Genomic DNA, 17,117 nt, shown 5'->3' with positions numbered 1-17,117 from the left:
TGCTATGCTAGAGGCTCCCTTGGTTTCGGATGTTTCAATATGCTAACTACTCCAACCTCTTTGCCGTCTCCTACTACGCAATGGTCTCATCTCCTCAACTCGCAGCGTCTTGGTGCTGCCAAAAAGTTTAACGCCAATACGAGTACTCGCTCTCAGTTTCACAAAGACTACGACAGACTGGTATTTTCGCACTCCTTTCGGCAATTGAATCAAAAAACCCAAGTCCATCCATTAACCAATCAGCTCGGTATCCATACACGTCTGACTCATTCGCTTGAGGTCTCCTCTATTGGACGCTCTCTAGCAATCATGGCAGCAGAAAAGCTCCATGATAAATTGGCCAGCGGTCTACCAGCAGGCGTATCGCCAGCCGATGTCGGTGTCATTGTACAAGCAGCGTGCCTCGCTCACGATATTGGCAACCCGCCTTTTGGTCATGCGGGAGAGTATGCCATTCGAGATTGGTTTAGGCAGCCTGACCCTCAAGCGATATTACAAAAGTTAAGTAGCAACGAGCGCTTGGACTTGCTGGCCTACGAAGGTAATGCACAAGGGTTTCGACTGTTGGCGCGTAATGAGCACCATCCTGATAAAGGTGGTATGCGTCTCACTTGTGCGACCTTAGGCGCTTTTATGAAGTATCCGTGGCTTGCCTCTCACAGCAACGATGTCAATGATAAACACCACCATCAAAATGTACAAAAATTTGGCTGCTTTTATAGTGAGTCAGCACAATTAGAAGAGTTGGCAGTCTGTTTGCATTTACCACGTTCAACACAGCACGACGGTTTTGCGCGTCATCCGCTGGCTTATTTACTAGAAGCGGCAGACGATATTTGCTATGCCTTGATAGATTTAGAAGATGGTATCAATCTCAATATGCTGACCTATAGTGAGGTTGCCGCCATATTTTATGAGCTGATTGGTGAGCGCCCTAGCAGTATCAATCTGCCCGTACACATGTCTGTCAGGCAGAGCTTAGCGTCATTGCGAGCCCGTGCGATGATGCGCTTGGTCAATACCGTGACCGATGCTTTTGTCGCCAACAGTGATGCATTGCTGGCGGGTACACTGCAAGGCAGTTTATTTGACCACTGTGATATCAGTGTGCAAAGTGGAATCAACCAAGCCAAACAGTTGGCACGTGAGAAAATATTTAATCACCCAAGCAAAGTCCGAATGGAGCTAATGGCCAATCAATGCTTGCATCGTTTATTAGATGCTTTTATGCCATTAGCTTGGACAAGTAGTAGAGCAACATCTGATCCTCAATCCATGTCCTTTGAGCAGCAGCGCCTACTCATGTTGTTACAGCCACATCTCGATGAGCATCGGCGGCTATTATCAGATAATGTCTATCACAATATTTTAAATATATTGGACTTTATCACTGGGATGAATGATCATGAGGCGTATCGATTGGCACAAGAGTTACAAGGCCATTGGGGTACGATGGTTTAAAAGACCCGTGCCGGTCTAGTAAATTAACACAAGTTGCGTATTTCAGTCGTATTTTTACGCTGAAATGAGTATGATAAACCCTTATTGGACAATTTTGAAATATTATGAGCAGTCGCGAACAAAAGAAACTTCAAACTCGGCACGCCTTTTTTAATGCCGTGCTTGATTTATGTATGACAGGGCAGTCTTTTAGCTCAATCAGCCTCCGGCAAGTAACGCGTGAGGTTGGCGTGGTGCCGACCGCATTTTATCGGCATTTTGATGACATGGAATCGCTTGGTCGAGCATTGGTGGTAGAAGAGCTAGGCGGTACGCTGGCGATTCTAAGCGATAGTTTGCAAATTGGGCGTAAACGTAGCTTTGATCGCCAAATTGCTAAGAGCATTCAGCTGTTCTTGCATATGGTTAGTGATCAGCCTTATTACTGGCAATTTTTAGTCAGTGAGCGCTACGGTGGCTCAGAAGCTGTACGCAAAGCCATTAATGAACTTGTCAAAAAACATGCTCAAAGCTTGGCTGATGATTTAGCGCTACAGCCTGCTTTTACTCATATCAATGCCTATGACCGTCGCCTACTGGCTGAAGCTGGGGTAAATATGTTCTTTTCTTGGATTATCGATTGGTTGGAGCTGACTTATACTGAAGACCATGATGATGAAATCGATCTGAACGAGATTGAAGAAAATAAACAGCTGATGCTCCATAATTGCACTCGCCAAGCACAGATGTTGTTTTATGGGGCTTATAACTGGAAATCTACGGAAGAGACGCACTTAGGAGATTAAGTGGCGTCAGATATTCTACCTCGGCACTGATTGAGACTCTTTTTAGGTGACTCAACGTTAGAAACTGGGTCTAAATGCCCATAAACGCTGTGTCACCACTTTAATTTCTTTGGCTTTTTTATTATTGCCATTCTCATTATTATTGTTAGGCGTGCTGTTATTCGCATTACTCCCTACTGCCGCGCTAGCATCAGTCGCAACCTTGCTAATCAATACGGTTGCAAACCGTTGTCTTTGTTGACCAAGACTTGCACTATCCGTTGCGGTAATAAGCGCCATAAAGGCTTGGCTATCGACTGCAAGCAGTGGTTTTAACGCCTTTCGCTGATCATCATTTAAGCTGCTCAACATCGGCAATTGCCATACATCATCGATAGAGGCTAACGCCTGCTTTGCCCGCATATCGACCAATCCCTGCATCTGTTGGCTGGTTGCGCCATCTATCAGTGCAGCCAGCAAAACTGGACTGGCAGTATTGACATTAATAGGCACATAATAAGAAACCACCGTAATATAAGGACGTAGTGCCGCTAGTACTTCAGCATTTACCCCTCGAATCTCTTGCAATTGATCGACACTGACCAATGCTTGATTGGGCAAAGTCTTACTCGCTGAGCCACTTGATTGCTGAGAATAAACCACACTCTCATCACCACCATCTTGATAAACGTCGCTATCCGTATCTTGATAATCAAGAACAGCAATGGCAATATCAGGTTCCAGATTTAATTGTGTCAACAGTCTTTGAAATATGGCTAAGGCGGCGCTATCAACCGCGCCATTCTGATATAAATTATTAATATTAAAACGACTGGCTTCATCGCGCAATTCGATACTGATGCTATGATTGGCTAAAAGATAAGGCGGTAATGGCTGCGCCCAAATATCTTGCTCACTATCTGTGTCATTCAGCTTATCGTCAGCACGAATCATCGTGATGGCTAATTGCTGACCAGCATTGATATCTTGTGACAGCTGATTTTGATCAAACAATAAGCCGCTACGCCTAATAGCAATCTTTTGACTGGCAAGCATCGCCCCCGCCACCACGGTAATACTGACCACCAATAGTAAGATAGTGAGCAGCGCTACTCCGCGCTGAGAGTGCGCTGTCATTGACTTAAGCCGCCTTTATTATTGACCCAGTGGTGCATGTTAAATATTACTTCCTGCATTGTTATTTAAATTGTTATTTACATTGCTATTCGGGTTGTCATTATTAGTCTTATCACTACTATCGTTATTGCTACCATTGCCATTATTAGCATTGTTATTGCTTTTATTTTTATAATTACTTGGTATTGGTTCTGGAGCAAGCGCCCATTGCCAAGTGATTGGCATATCCTGATAAGTAAAATTGACAGCAATACCTTTGGGCAATAAAACCACTGCTGGCTTGGCGCTTACGGCACTGGTCGTTTGCCCAGAGGTTGTATTTGTACTGTTATTACTGCTGTCTGCATTAGGGAACTTGGTGCTCAGTTCAGGTAAATATGCTTGCCAACGCCCTGCGGTGACGCCTTCGAGCAATACACTGTCTAGGCTGATGCTATCGCGCCCACCATCGATGCTGGTATATTGGCGGCGAATTAAACGCTCATCTGCAAAAATGTATTCGATATGCTGGACACTCATGCTACTTTGATAACGTGGATCGGGGTCGGCAAAACGAACAAAGCTGACATGCTCACCATCCAAGCTCATAAAAGGCTCAGGCACTGTTTCATTGGCTTGGGCGCTATTGTTTGTGCTATCACTAGCATTTGTACTGTTATTTGTCACACTGATATTTTGAGTATTTGGTATTTGATAAGGGATAATTTGACCCATATCTTGCTGTAGCTGCAAATAAGCATATTGCAAAACAGCCAAATTATCAGCATGAAATTGTGCACGTTCGCGAGCGCGGTTGACGCTATCAAACACCTGCCAGCCAGCCACCGCCAGCATCGCAAATATTGCCATGGCAACCATCAATTCAAGTAGCGTAAATCCACGCTGCGACTTCACGGATTGCCTCCAGACTGCCCTGCAATATCAGCACCCAAACTGCTTAAGTCCAAACTGCCAATGTCTTGCTCCGCATTGCTCAATATTACGTTGATATCAGTCACGGCGGTACGCGTCTGTCCATCTATAATGGGTGCGACAGCGATATTCACCTCTTTTAAAGCAGGCGTAATGGCATCACTGACCGTCATCACTACTTGCCAATCACGCCCTTGAGCATTGATTGTTTGCGTACGATTGGCCGTCAGCCAAGTCTCTTGAATACGCAAATCAGCGGCCGCATTCTGTGCGACAAAATGTGCCAGTGTGCGTGTGCGTAAGACATCCACTGAGCTGAGATAAGCACTACTGGCACGGCTAGCAGCCACAGCAACAACCGCTAAAATCGCTAACGCTACCATTACCTCAATCAGAGTAAAGCCGCTTTCATGCTTTGATAGCATTGGCTTTTTGTTTATATCAGCAGATATAATGTCATCCTTATCTATCATCAGCTACAGTCCTTGTCCGATCCTCATACTACCATCAGGCATAATGGTAATGACCTCGCCCACCAGACGCGAATTGTGCAGCACCTCAATGGTGACAGGCGTTGCTTGCCCTGTACCAAACCATAATATTTGTGGGACTGCTTGATTGGCAAACCAAGGCTGCAATATTTGTCCTTGTTCAGGCATTGATAGGTTGCCAGCCTCCAAGCTTTGCACCCTTAAACTAACCCCAGCAGGTAACTCCGGCAAACTGACTTCTGGCTCAATCTCCCAGCTAGGTATTGGCTGTTGCTTGCCCATCGCCCCCGACATACTTGTCAGATCAGCAGATAATTCCATCGAATTTTTAGGCGTGCTGTCCATGCTATTTGACGGGGTATCATTGGTCTGATAGGCAATATAAGGATTTGATAAAGTAACAATCACAGGAGCTACTTGACCTTGTTTATCTGCTTGCAAGCTCAAACCCATCGGCTGCATACGCTCAGCAGACAACAACCGTACATAGCTCAGCGAATCCGTTAAATGCTCATAAAACGCACGGTTTTTACGCGATTCACTACTACCCACCGACAAGCTCATCATGCCAGCAAAGATAGATAGAATAACGACCACCACTACAATTTCGACAAGGGTAAAGCCCTGCTGTGCCTGAGCAAGGCTTGAGGATTTATAAGGGGAAATGTGAGCGTTTTGTACTAGAAAGGATTTATGCTGATAAACCAGAGGTAAAAGATATCTATCCGTGTTTTTATACTGCAAATATTGATGACTTAAGTGTGAATAGCAAGTGACCGCTGAGCTGGACGGAGTCTTGGCAGTGACCGGCATATTGCACCTATAAACCTATAAGTAGGTTGTGGTATAAAGAATAAAACTATAATTGGGCGCTAAAGCTGGTAAGCATGTATCCATTTTTAGCATGGATGCACCGTGCTGCGATAACGAATATAGCAACACGAATTTAAAAAACTTGAGTTAAAAGACTATAAGTTGAATAAAGATATTAATAACTGGTATTACGGTGCTCTTCTGACTCAGTATCGATTTGCTCGACCAACTCCTGCATATCTTCATCCATCACCTCATCGTCAGCCGCAGGATAATGGCTCGGCAACTCAAGCATTTGCTGAACGAAGGCATAACGTAGGGTATCACGGCGACCCAAATACCGCTGGTAAAAGCTTGAATTTAATAGTCCAGCACCGCCCTGACCCATCGCCCAAATCGAGGACAAATAGTCGCGCGTGCTCAAACTACTGTGCTGCTCTTGTAAATACGCACTGATAATGTCAATCAAGCGTTTCATACGCTGACGGCGAATATCATATAGCTCACCAAACAAGCGATTAAGACCCGTCACTGATGCCGCCAAACGCTCTTCGATTTGATTGAGCAACATGGCTTTTTGTGGATTAAATAACTGCTGAAAGATCATACGAGCAACGCCTGCTGATGGACAATCATCAATACGATTAATCTCAAACAGTTGTTCTTCATAGCGGATAATAATACGCAAATAGAGTTCATCTTTGCTGGAGAAATGCTTGTACAGTGTACCTTTAGCCAGATCCAGCTGGTCTGCCAAACTGTCTAAAGTAATATCACCATCGCCCGACTCAAGTAGCAATTGCTCTGCCATCGCTAAGATATTCTCTTCTCGTGCCTTGAACTGATGCTGACGACTCATAATCTCTCCTAAAACCTGACAAGATTAAGCATATGACCATCCTGTGGATGAATGCATCAGCGACAAGCGTATAACATCATACAAAGTCTGCTCGAAAACCACCAAAGGAGATATGCTTATGTTTGCTAAATAGTCATTGATAATCATAGGCTTACGCTTCACATCATAAGTCAAATAACGTAAAGCAACAGGACTGTATCATAAATGACTGAGTGGTCATAGCATAACCATTTTAGTGATACTGTGCCAGTAAATTCTCAAAGTTTTTTGCAGTTAATGCCCCAATGTCATCGCTACTACAGCCATACATCTCTGCCAGACAACTGGCGACATACGGTACGTAGGCAGGCTCATTCGGTCTACCACGCTTGGGCACCGGTGCTAGATAAGGACTGTCAGTTTCGATAAGCAGTCTGTCTCTAGGCATATTTTTTGCTGCATCTTTAATCATTTGAGCACTCTTAAAGCTAACAATGCCCGAAAATGAGATATAAAATCCTAAGTCAAGTGCACGCTTGGCCGTCTCCCAATCTTCGGTAAAACAATGAATAATACCGTGCTCAGCGCCTTCTGATTTTAGGATATCAATCGTATCTTCTTTGGCATCACGCATATGAATGACGAGTGGCTTTTGCAGGCTTTGACTGGCATGAATATGGCGAGCAAGACTGGCTTGCTGCTCTTTTTTGTTTTCCGTTGACCAGTAATAATCTAACCCTGTCTCCCCAATCGCCCATACATGGTCGGCATCAGCCGTTTCGATCAAACGTTCAACCGTCGCTGATTGCAAGACACTAATATCTTCACAAGGATGAATACCGACGCTCATGCCAAGATTTAGCGCCTCATCGCTATAGGTGCTGACAATATGAGAAATCTCATCATATTCGGCAAAATCACACATAATCGCCATTGCCCGAGTGACATTGGCTTCTTTCATCGCGTCAATCGCGCCAGACAATTGACCATCATACTTGGTTAAATCTAAGCGATTAAGATGGCAATGACTATCAGTAAACATAAGTAATCTCGTTAATAAAAAATAAATAAAATGTTTTAGAACAATAACTTACAATATAAAATTAGTAGTCGTAAGAGCATTAATTGCTCTGATAAGTGCGCTTTTCAAGTCATGATTAGCAAACTTATTTTTAGTAAAAAGGCAGCTTTTAATGAAGCGGCACCACTCGCATTACTTCTTCTATGGTCGTCAGCCCTTCACTAATACGCTTTGCACCCGATAAGCGCAATGGCTGCACACCTTCGCGGTACGCTTGCTGCTTAAGCACATCTAAATTGGCATCGGCGGCGACCAGTTTTTTTAGCTCATTTGACAACGGCATGATCTCGTACAGACCAACGCGACCTTGATAGCCCGTATGGCGACAATGCTCACAGCCTTGCGCCGTATAAATTTGCGCTGGAGCGGGCGCACGCCAAGGCTGAACCAGTTCCTGCCACTGAACAGCAATTTCACTGTCTGGGATCACGTCTAGGGCTTTTTTGCAATGCAGACATAACGTGCGTAGCAAACGCTGCGCCATGACGCCTAATATCGTCGCTGAGGTCAAAAACGGCTGAATACCCAAATCATGTAAGCGAGTAAGTGAGCTTGGTGCATCATTGGTATGCAACGTCGATAGTACCAAATGTCCAGTAAGTGATGCTTGTACTGCCATATTGGCGGTTTCGGCATCGCGAATCTCACCAACCATAATGATATCTGGGTCTTGGCGCATCAAAGAGCGAATACCATCTGCAAAATGCAAATCAACTCCTGGATTGACCTGCATTTGGTTAAAAGCAGGCTCAATCATCTCGATAGGATCTTCAATCGTACAGACATTAACTTGTTCTGTGGCGAGCTGCTTGAGCGTGCTATATAACGTCGTGGTTTTACCAGAACCAGTCGGACCCGTAACCAAGATAATGCCATTTGGATGCGCGGTCAGCTCATGCCAAGTATCGAGCTGCTTACCTGACAAACCAAGCTGAGCAAACGAGCGCACCAGCACTTCAGGATCAAATACCCGCATCACCAGCTTTTCGCCAAAGGCTGTCGGCATCGTCGATAAGCGCAGCTCAGTTTCCAGACCCTTTGGCGTACGGGTTTTCAACCTGCCATCTTGTGGTTTGCGTTTTTCTGCCACATTCAGTCGTCCTAATATTTTAATCCGCGCCGTCACCGCGACAATGATTGCCAAAGGCATCTCATAGACGGTATGTAGCACGCCATCGATACGAAAACGGACTTTACCCGTCTCACGGCGAGGCTCTAAATGGATATCACTGGCTCGCTGCTCAAAAGCATATTGCAACAGCCAATCGACAACTCTGACAATATGTTGATCGTTGGCATCAGGGTTGGTATTGTCGCCAAGTTGCAATAATGCCTCGACATTGGTGACATCAGCCGCCGCGCGCTTGTGGACACTATTTGCTCCTGCAATCGCTTGGGTGACTTGGTAAAATTCTTGACGGTAGCGATTGATTTGCTCAGGATTGATATAAACCGTACGATAACTTTTAGACTTGATTAATTTTTCGATACTTGTCTGCCACTCAGTACAGAACGGCTGGTCTGTACCGATGACGACTTCATCATTCGTCACTTCAATGGGCAAAATATGCTGTGAGCGGGCATATTCAAAGGACATCAACTGAGTGACGGCTGGGACATCGACTTTTAACGGGTCAATACGGACAAGTGCCATGCCTGCTTTGGCAGCTAACCATTGATTCAACCATACCAAAGTCAATTTGTGCTCAACATTTTTATCCAGTGCATGACCGTTTGGCAGACCAAATTCACTGATGGTCAGGAGTGGATGCTGCGCTTTATCACGGCGGCTCGTCATCACTAAATTGTAGCCACGCTGATCAATTACCTTATCTGCCAATAGTTCATCTAAGCACCAACGTAAATCAATCACGATTGAATATTTCTGAGCAGACATATTTTTCTTCTTTTATTATTGATGCGTTATTTATTGAGGAGTAATTGATGGATAATTCATGCGGCAGTAATGGCGTCACTGGGCGCTACAAGCTCACTTTCACAACAGCCATTATCTGCAATTGCCCTGATTCTACCAACTGGAAGCTCACATCAACAGACTTATAACGCATGACAAACGGCGTATTGATCTCCGCGCGACGATAAGCTGGACGCGGGTCTTGCGCAATTAATGCTTTAATAGTCTCGATATCAGCAATGAGCAACTGCTCTTGCATTTGTTGAATAAGCGTCGCTACACTATTATTTTTTGCATGAATAGCTTTCTTATTATTTTTATTCTCAGTCTCAGTCTCAGTCCCATTGTCATTGTCATTGTCATTGTCATTGTCATTGTCATTGTCATTGTCATTGTCATTTTTATCGCATCGTCCAGCGTCAACCAACGTCATAAATTGCTCGTAAGCAGACTCCGTAATAATTATCTCTAATAAATCTGGCGCAGTTGGTGCAAACCCGCTTTTTGCATTGCTGAGCGCATCGCTATAAGCGACATAGGGCTTAATATCGATAATCGGCGTACCATCTATCATATCGGCACCGCTAATAATAAGTAACACGCGCCCATCGCAAACCTCGATACTTTCAAGCTTGACGACAGATAACCCAAGTGCTGAGGGTCGATACATACTGCGACTGGCGAATACCCCTATTTTTTGATTGCCACCGAGCCTTGGTGGGCGGACTTGCGCACGAAAGCCCGTGCCGCCTTTGCCAATATGAGTGTCTTTATTGGTATAGTTATGATGAAACTGCCAACTGATCCAGATATGGCTGAACGCGTCTAAACCGGCAAATGCTGCTAGCGAGTCATAAGGCGCTATCATCTCAATGATACTGGTGAGCGCAACCAAATTCGGCTGGCGTGGCGCACCAAATTTCTGTGATAGCGGCGCACGATGGTAGCCAATCATTGGCGCATGGTGGTAACCCGCCAAAGAGATATTATCATCGGACATCATGTTTCTCCAAAAAGCCGTTCAATAGTAAGCATCTGCTTTTATGAGAACGTTTAGCGCATATTATCCAGTGATACAAAATTACTCACTAACGATATTCCATTTTATCATGCCGCATCGCCGCTGCCAGACGGATTTTTATTTTAAATTTTGGTATTATGAGCCATAAATTCGATGAGAGCCTTTATTTTTCAAACCTTATAAGCCATCTACAGCAACAGCCATTGTCGTGGTTTGACAGGAGACAGATTAAATCATATCTATCCTTAGACTTTATCAGTCCCTCTCCTGATTTTAAATGCTTAATAAGATGTTAGAATATTGCCCCACAACATTGATTAAAACATCGGCTATGCTACTTACTTTGCGTGACAGAGGTTTTAAACGATTGGCTGTTCCAATAGTGATTGAAAATTTACTACCCTTCTATACCCTTTTTCATTGAAAATTTTAATTTAACACTCATTTAAACTTAATAAAACCGATAGCAACTTATTAACGAGGACTTTATGTCAAAACTTCGCACCGAAACGGTCACAGAGGTTCATCACTGGAATGACGCTCTATTTAGCATCAAGACAACTCGCGACGATGGCCTGCGCTTTCGTAATGGCGAATTTGCGATGATCGGAATCGTTGTCGATGGCAGACCGCTATTGCGTGCTTATTCGATTGCTAGCCCGAACTACGAAGATCACTTAGAATTCTTTTCTATCAAAGTTCAAGATGGCCCATTAACCTCGCGCTTACAGCATATTAAAGTCGGTGACGAGCTGTTGGTCAGCAAAAAACCAACGGGCACTTTGGTACTAGATGATTTACTGCCTGGCAAAAATCTTTATATGCTCTCTACAGGCACTGGACTGGCGCCATTTTTAGCATTGGCACGTGATCCTGAAGTCTATGAACGCTTTGAAAAAATCATCTTGGTACATGGTGTGCGCCATGTCGATGATTTGGCGTATCGTGATATGTTTGAAAATGAGTTACCTAACGACGAGATCTTTGGTGAATGGTACCGTGAAAAATTCATTTACTACCCGACAGTGACTCGTGAGGAGTTCAAAAATCAAGGTCGCGTGACTGACTTAATGACCTCAGGAAAGCTCTTTGAAGACATTGGCTTACCACCGATGAATAAAGAAGACGACCGTGTCATGATCTGCGGTAGCATGCCATTTAATGCTGAAGTTTCAGCGATTTTGGACGATTTTGGTTTGACCGTTTCACCACGCATGGGTGTCCAAGCAGATTATGCCGTTGAACGTGCTTTTGTAGGCTAAACCATTTTTTTTGATTTAATTGAAAATTATATCAAATAATTCTTGACGGATAAAAATAGGCTGCTATAATACGCAGCCTATACAGAGTTAACCCTGTAGCCCAATTCGATAATCTCTATCTAATAGACCTTATCTTCTAACATGCCAGTGTGATGGAATTGGTAGACATGACGGATTCAAAATCCGTTGCCTAATAAGCGTGTCGGTTCGAGTCCGACCACTGGTACCAATATTAGTAACAAATCAGCCTCCTCATTAGGAGGTTTTTTTGTGCCGGTAATATTATTGCTATACTTACATTTCTATTTCAGATTGCAGCACCGCAATTATCTTAATGGGCACGGCAAACTCCCACGGCATGCCAGCATTGCAATAAAAATGTCCGTCACGAAATGACACGATATAAGCCGTAAAATCATTACCACAATGATCCATCATTGCTTGCTCATCACTATCATCACAAACCGCACACCATACTTTTTTATCGCCGCGTGCTAGCATCGCTCTTGTTAAATCGCTCCCTTTTAGTTCATTATTCATCATCAGCTCCTTAGTCATTCTAAACTCTCTAACATCAAGCCCTTAAAGAGTTAATTTTACCAAAACTCCATTTTCGATCTTGGCATGAGCGATAAGCAATGTCCTTTTTACATGGTCATAGAGGCGCACAAGGCATTACTTATTGTTTTACAGTCATCCATTAGCGCGGATACTATATTGTAAAACACCAGAATCAAAACTGTAACATCTAAATGTGAGATTTATGACAAACGGTGAGGTTGATAGGACAGGTGGTGCAAGAGTACAAATGAGTTTGATTTACAGCAGACCTAAACAATTCAATAGCAAAAATATGTTTGCTAAATACGATTTTTTTGAATTAATACTACTGTTTATTATTAACTAACTCTATGATATATAAGATTTATGACATATAAAATTATTCATATATCATTGCTAGCGTCCTGCTAACCTAGCAAAGGAGTCTATCGATAAATTTAAATTTTGATACTCAATCAAAGCGCTTGAATCAGGTAAAATAGTGAGTATGACAACTTCTATAAATGCTAGCCCCCGTAAAATCATTCATATAGACATGGATGCTTTTTATGCCAGTGTGGAGCAGCGTGACTTTCCTGAACTGCGCGGTAAGCCACTGGTGGTTGGTGGCGATCCAAGTGGTCGCGGTGTGGTCGCAGCAGCCAGCTATGAGGTACGTAAATTCGGTGTACGCTCTGCCATGTCTTGTTATGAGGCGCGTAAACGTTGCCCAGAAGTCATTTTTGTTAGGCCACGTTTTGAGGTTTATCGTGCAGTTAGTAGCGATATTCGCCAGATTATGTACCGCTTAACGCCACATGTTGAACCATTGTCTCTAGATGAGGCGTATCTCGATGTTACAGGGCTACAAGTCCATAAAGGTTCAGCGACCTTGATGGCGAACTGGCTAAGGGCACAAATACTAGCGCATACTGGATTAACGGCCTCAGCAGGTGTGTCGTTTAACAAGATGCTGGCTAAAATTGCCTCTGATATCAATAAGCCCAATGGTACGGCCATTATCACACCAGCGGACGCTGATGCCTTTATCAGTACGCTACCTATCGAGCGCTTTCATGGTATTGGTAAAGCCACTGCCAAGCGCTTACATGCGATGGGTGTAAGTACTGGCGCGGATCTCAAGCGAATGCAAGCGGCTGTATTGGTGCAGGAGTTCGGCAAGCGTGGGCAGTTTTATCATGATATCGCCCATGGGCGTGATGAGCGTGCTGTCAAATCTGAGCGCGCGCATAAATCTGTGGGTTCTGAGACCACATTCAAAGACAATCTAAGTAATAACCATGAATTACGTATACAAATTTATGAACAGAATGCCGATGCCTTTCATCAACTGCAACAAAAACAGCTGGTCGCCTATACCATTACTCTAAAAGTTAAATACGCAGACTTCACTCAAATCACCCGCTCACACACGCTATCGACTGCCTTTAACAGTGCTGATTCTGCCCATTATTGGTTGGACAAACTGTTTTTAGACATTCCTCGTGAGCTACCTATCCGCTTAGTCGGTGTTACTTTCTCTTCATTGGCACCTGCCGCCCAATTGTTGCCGCAGTTAAATTTGTTTGAATAACATACTGACGCTCATTGCTTTTGTTAATTATTCATTCTAACAATTAATGCTTAGGCTATTTAATATGCAAACCGTTTTGTGCGCATGAGTCGTTACTAAACTGTCCTTTCATGACATCGTTTCTGCTACAATTACGCCAAAATTTACATTCATTTAAAGATTGATTATGACCGATTTTCACACTATAGACCCTACTACTGCCGCCTCAATTGATGCCGAAAAAAACAACAATGATTTGAGTTATTTGAGCGTTGATGACTATGATTATGAGCTGCCAGATAGCCTGATTGCACGCTATCCTCTCTCACAGCGTTCTGCCTCAAAACTTTTGTATTTGCCCGCCAATAATCAAAAAAACTCTACGCTTGTAGAAGATCGCTTATTCACTGAGTTACCTGAGTTATTAAATGAAGGTGATTTGATTGTATTTAATGATACAAAGGTGATGAAAGCGCGTCTTTTTGGACAAAAGGATACTGGCGGTAAGCTTGAAGTATTGATTGAACGTTTGGTTGATATCTCAGATTTAGAGACAGCGACTTTATATATAGAGGCTGAAAAATCTGTAGAAGCTGCAAATGACAAACCCGTGAATCAAGAACATATTGCACTTTGCCATGTTAAAGCCAGTAAAGCGCTCAAACTTGGACAACACTTGCAGCTTGCTGACGGTCATATGAGGGCGGTGATGATTGGTCGTCAAGACAACTTATTTATTTTAGCGTTTGATGCGCCGATCTTGCCGCATTTAGAGCTTTATGGTGAGCTGCCTATTCCCCCCTACTTTGAACGCCATGCGGATGAGACAGACAATACTCGTTATCAAACGGTCTTTCATGATCCAACCAAGCTTGCGAGTGTGGCTGCACCGACTGCAAGCTTACACTTTGATGAATCGGTACTGAGTGAACTTGCGGCAAAAGGTATTCGTACTGCTTTTGTGACTTTGCACGTTGGCGCTGGTACATTTGCGCCAGTAAAAACGGACAACTTGCTCAATCACACCATGCATAGTGAGTATGCACATTTACCACAAGCAACCGCTGAGCTCATCAATCAAACCCATGCGAATGGTAAACAAGTCATCGCTATTGGCACCACGGTCACACGCGTGCTCGAAACGGCTTATCAAAAAACAGCCGTTAATGGGCAGCCTCTCTCCAGCTGGTCAGGTGATACCGATATATTCATTTACCCAGGGTTTAAGTTTGGTGTGATAGATCGACTATTAACCAATTTCCATTTACCCAAATCAACGTTGTTAATGCTGGTGTCGGCATTTTCGGGTAAAGATGCCATTGAGCATGCTTATCAACATGCGATTAAAGAACACTATCGCTTCTTTAGTTATGGCGATGCAATGCTGCTCGACAGAAAGCGAGGTTAAACAATACTCAAACATTTTTTGTATTGTCCACAACAGTTGTGAAATAAACTGGTAAACTAAATGGTATTTTGTTATAACAGCACAGATAACTTATATCTTAAAGGTCTGCACATGTCTTGTCATTTATCTCATCGGTTGACTACGGTACATCGCGCGGTCTCGATGGCACTACTTTGTTCCGTAGGCTATGCGGCTCTCGTATCGAGTGCACAAGCTGCAACGATTGGCAAGACTGTTGTGACCTCTGCCCAGCATGAGCCGCTAGCTGCGAGCATTGTGGTCAGTGATATTCGAGCCGCTGACTTTTCAGCAAGTTTGGCAAACTCTACTATTTATCAGCAAATGGGCTTAGCCCAAACTGATTCGATGACCGTACGCTTTAAACCTACCTCAGCGACCAGCGGTCAAGTATTTATTACTACCTCAAAACCTGTATCTACACCTTTTGCTGATGTGGTTTTAAACATAAATGATAAGGGTCAACGCAACGTCATTCCCAAGACATTGTTGATGCCGCTCAATAGCCGTTTGCCCATTGACACGCCTAAAAACATCGTTACTGGCGCAAAAAAACCCAATCTACCCAGTGTGTCCTCTAATACGGCTAAACCGTTGACTGTTAGAGAAGGTGCACCGCCGCCATTAACATTATCGCCCATACTAGCGACTACTCACTCGTCAACGAGCGAGTTGGTGATGTCTAAATTGCCAGCACCTAATATCCAAGCACCTACAACGACTCCTACTTCGCAAGGCAACAATCTTGCTTATGCGCCTAGCCGGCTAGATAACGGTCGTTTAAACAACGTTAACAACACTCTTAGCGCTAACGACAATGATCGTAATCCAACCAGTCGATTAGACAATGGTCGCTTGAGTGCAAATGGCAATGTTACGACAATGGGTAATAGCAATATCGACCTCAATTCTGCTAAGAATGTAGCGAATGATACAGCCCTAGTCAATAATAAGACCATGCCAATAGATAATAGTCTGTCTGCTACAGCTGTCACTGATAAACAGCTCGATATTTTGAATATTCAAGTCACTCGCCAGATACAGCCGAGTAGCAAATCAGAAGCTGGCATGATGACTGCTTCTCCTATTATGCCAACGCCGAGTGACAACAAAGCGAGTACACCAAAAGCCAGTCTTGATACCAACAATACAGCTGTCGCCACTGTTCCATCTAGTGTCACCAACGACGCCTCTATCAGTACGGCAGCCAGCACTACTACTGCGTCCCAATATCAAGTACAGCGCAACGACAGTCTATGGATTATTGCACAGCAAATTGCGCAAGAAAATAACTTAGACATTCAAACAGTAATGAAGCAGATTCAGAAGCAAAACCCTGACGCCTTTATTAATAAAGACGCGGGTCAACTCAAAGCGGATGCCAAGCTTAGCTTGCCCAGTTACGATGTTGTACCATCACAACAAAAACTAGAAGCGGCGATTGAGGCGCAAAGACAATATAGCCGCAGAGCAAACACACCTGTGGTAAAAAAGGCCGCAAAAGCACCCTCTAAAAAACCGTCTGAAACAAATCAAGTCGCTAAACAGCGCAAAAAACCCATGATTACTAAAACACAAACGCTGCCAAAAGCACAATTTTCAGTGCTCGCACCTGGTCGTAATGGCAACGCAGATGGCACCCAAGCAACATCAGCAGCGGCAACAGGTAATGGTCTCAGCACAGATATATTAGCCACGCTCAAGGCCTCAAGACAAAGTACGGCAGCTCAAGCTCAGCAGCTGTCAAAAACCAGCAGTGCACTTGATAGCTATACAAGAAAAATTCAATTACAAAACCAAAAACTGGCTGAGCTCCAAGCTCGTCTCAAAAAACTACGCAATCAATAATTGCCTAACTGATCAACGCAGTGTGCTGTGATCAT

The 17,117-nt window shown here is 43.8% G+C and carries 15 protein-coding genes and 1 tRNA gene; 7 read left to right on the top strand and 9 right to left on the bottom strand.

The window, feature by feature from the left end; genetic code table 11:
• Window positions 1-39: 39 nt before the first annotated feature.
• On the top strand, window positions 40-1,461 hold the full coding sequence (locus JMX82_RS00705) for a deoxyguanosinetriphosphate triphosphohydrolase (protein WP_201538945.1): 1,422 nt from the start codon (window positions 40-42) through the stop codon (window positions 1,459-1,461).
• Between the two features lie 104 nt (window positions 1,462-1,565).
• Window positions 1,566-2,246 (top strand): TetR family transcriptional regulator, encoded by a 681-nt coding sequence (locus JMX82_RS00700; protein ID WP_201538944.1) that lies wholly within the window; start codon window positions 1,566-1,568, stop codon window positions 2,244-2,246.
• A gap of 57 nt (window positions 2,247-2,303) precedes the next feature.
• On the opposite strand, the gene gspK is transcribed toward JMX82_RS00700, so the two are convergent.
• From gspK to tsaA, 8 genes are all read right to left on the bottom strand, one after another.
• The gene (gene gspK / locus JMX82_RS00695) at window positions 2,304-3,362 is read right to left on the bottom strand and encodes a type II secretion system minor pseudopilin GspK (RefSeq protein ID WP_201538943.1); all 1,059 of its coding nucleotides are present in this window, start codon (window positions 3,360-3,362) and stop codon (window positions 2,304-2,306) included.
• Between the two features lie 39 nt (window positions 3,363-3,401).
• Complete coding sequence (gspJ, locus tag JMX82_RS00690; RefSeq protein WP_201538942.1) at window positions 3,402-4,256, bottom strand: type II secretion system minor pseudopilin GspJ; 855 nt, start codon at window positions 4,254-4,256, stop codon at window positions 3,402-3,404.
• Window positions 4,253-4,747, bottom strand: a complete 495-nt coding sequence (gene gspI, locus JMX82_RS00685) for a type II secretion system minor pseudopilin GspI (protein WP_201501487.1) — start codon at window positions 4,745-4,747, stop codon at window positions 4,253-4,255. Before gspI ends, gspJ begins: the two co-directional genes overlap by 4 nt.
• A 3-nt stretch (window positions 4,748-4,750) precedes the next feature.
• Window positions 4,751-5,578 (bottom strand): prepilin-type N-terminal cleavage/methylation domain-containing protein, encoded by an 828-nt coding sequence (locus JMX82_RS00680; protein WP_227676239.1) that lies wholly within the window; start codon window positions 5,576-5,578, stop codon window positions 4,751-4,753.
• A gap of 175 nt (window positions 5,579-5,753) precedes the next feature.
• Window positions 5,754-6,437 carry a TetR/AcrR family transcriptional regulator gene (locus JMX82_RS00675; protein WP_045446854.1) on the bottom strand — a complete coding sequence of 228 codons (684 nt, stop codon included), beginning with the start codon at window positions 6,435-6,437 and terminating at the stop codon, window positions 5,754-5,756.
• A gap of 232 nt (window positions 6,438-6,669) precedes the next feature.
• Window positions 6,670-7,458: a TatD family hydrolase gene (locus JMX82_RS00670; protein WP_201538941.1), complete on the bottom strand. Its 789-nt coding sequence runs from the start codon at window positions 7,456-7,458 to the stop codon at window positions 6,670-6,672.
• 148 nt (window positions 7,459-7,606) lie between these two features.
• Entirely contained in the window at window positions 7,607-9,394 is a 1,788-nt protein-coding gene (locus tag JMX82_RS00665; RefSeq protein WP_201538940.1) for a GspE/PulE family protein, read from the bottom strand.
• Window positions 9,395-9,479: 85 nt separating this feature from the next.
• Window positions 9,480-10,412, bottom strand: coding sequence for a tRNA (N6-threonylcarbamoyladenosine(37)-N6)-methyltransferase TrmO (gene tsaA, locus JMX82_RS00660; RefSeq protein ID WP_201538939.1), 933 nt, complete (start codon window positions 10,410-10,412; stop codon window positions 9,480-9,482).
• Window positions 10,413-10,921: 509 nt separating this feature from the next.
• On the opposite strand from tsaA, the gene JMX82_RS00655 reads away from it, so the two are divergent.
• Both JMX82_RS00655 and JMX82_RS00650 read left to right on the top strand, forming a co-directional pair.
• Window positions 10,922-11,695, top strand: a complete 774-nt coding sequence (locus tag JMX82_RS00655) for a ferredoxin--NADP reductase (protein WP_193012877.1) — start codon at window positions 10,922-10,924, stop codon at window positions 11,693-11,695.
• Window positions 11,696-11,838: 143 nt separating this feature from the next.
• A tRNA-Leu gene (locus JMX82_RS00650) sits at window positions 11,839-11,924 on the top strand.
• Between the two features lie 65 nt (window positions 11,925-11,989).
• On the opposite strand, the gene JMX82_RS00645 is transcribed toward JMX82_RS00650, so the two are convergent.
• Complete coding sequence (locus tag JMX82_RS00645; RefSeq protein ID WP_201538938.1) at window positions 11,990-12,235, bottom strand: hypothetical protein; 246 nt, start codon at window positions 12,233-12,235, stop codon at window positions 11,990-11,992.
• Between the two features lie 508 nt (window positions 12,236-12,743).
• On the opposite strand from JMX82_RS00645, the gene dinB reads away from it, so the two are divergent.
• The 3 genes from dinB to JMX82_RS00630 all read left to right on the top strand — a co-directional run bounded on the left by dinB (window position 12,744) and on the right by JMX82_RS00630 (window position 17,082).
• Window positions 12,744-13,829, top strand: a complete 1,086-nt coding sequence (gene dinB, locus JMX82_RS00640) for a DNA polymerase IV (protein WP_201538937.1) — start codon at window positions 12,744-12,746, stop codon at window positions 13,827-13,829.
• Window positions 13,830-13,995: 166 nt separating this feature from the next.
• On the top strand, window positions 13,996-15,216 hold the full coding sequence (gene queA, locus JMX82_RS00635) for a tRNA preQ1(34) S-adenosylmethionine ribosyltransferase-isomerase QueA (RefSeq protein ID WP_201538936.1): 1,221 nt from the start codon (window positions 13,996-13,998) through the stop codon (window positions 15,214-15,216).
• Between the two features lie 111 nt (window positions 15,217-15,327).
• Window positions 15,328-17,082: a FimV family protein gene (locus tag JMX82_RS00630; protein WP_201538935.1), complete on the top strand. Its 1,755-nt coding sequence runs from the start codon at window positions 15,328-15,330 to the stop codon at window positions 17,080-17,082.
• The last annotated feature ends 35 nt before the right edge of the window (window positions 17,083-17,117 follow it).

Source organism: Psychrobacter sp. 1044, from assembly GCF_904846525.1.
In the GTDB taxonomy this organism is placed as follows: domain Bacteria; phylum Pseudomonadota; class Gammaproteobacteria; order Pseudomonadales; family Moraxellaceae; genus Psychrobacter.
Note: the sequence above shows the minus strand (reverse complement) of the source record. Positions and strands in the feature narration are given on the sequence as shown.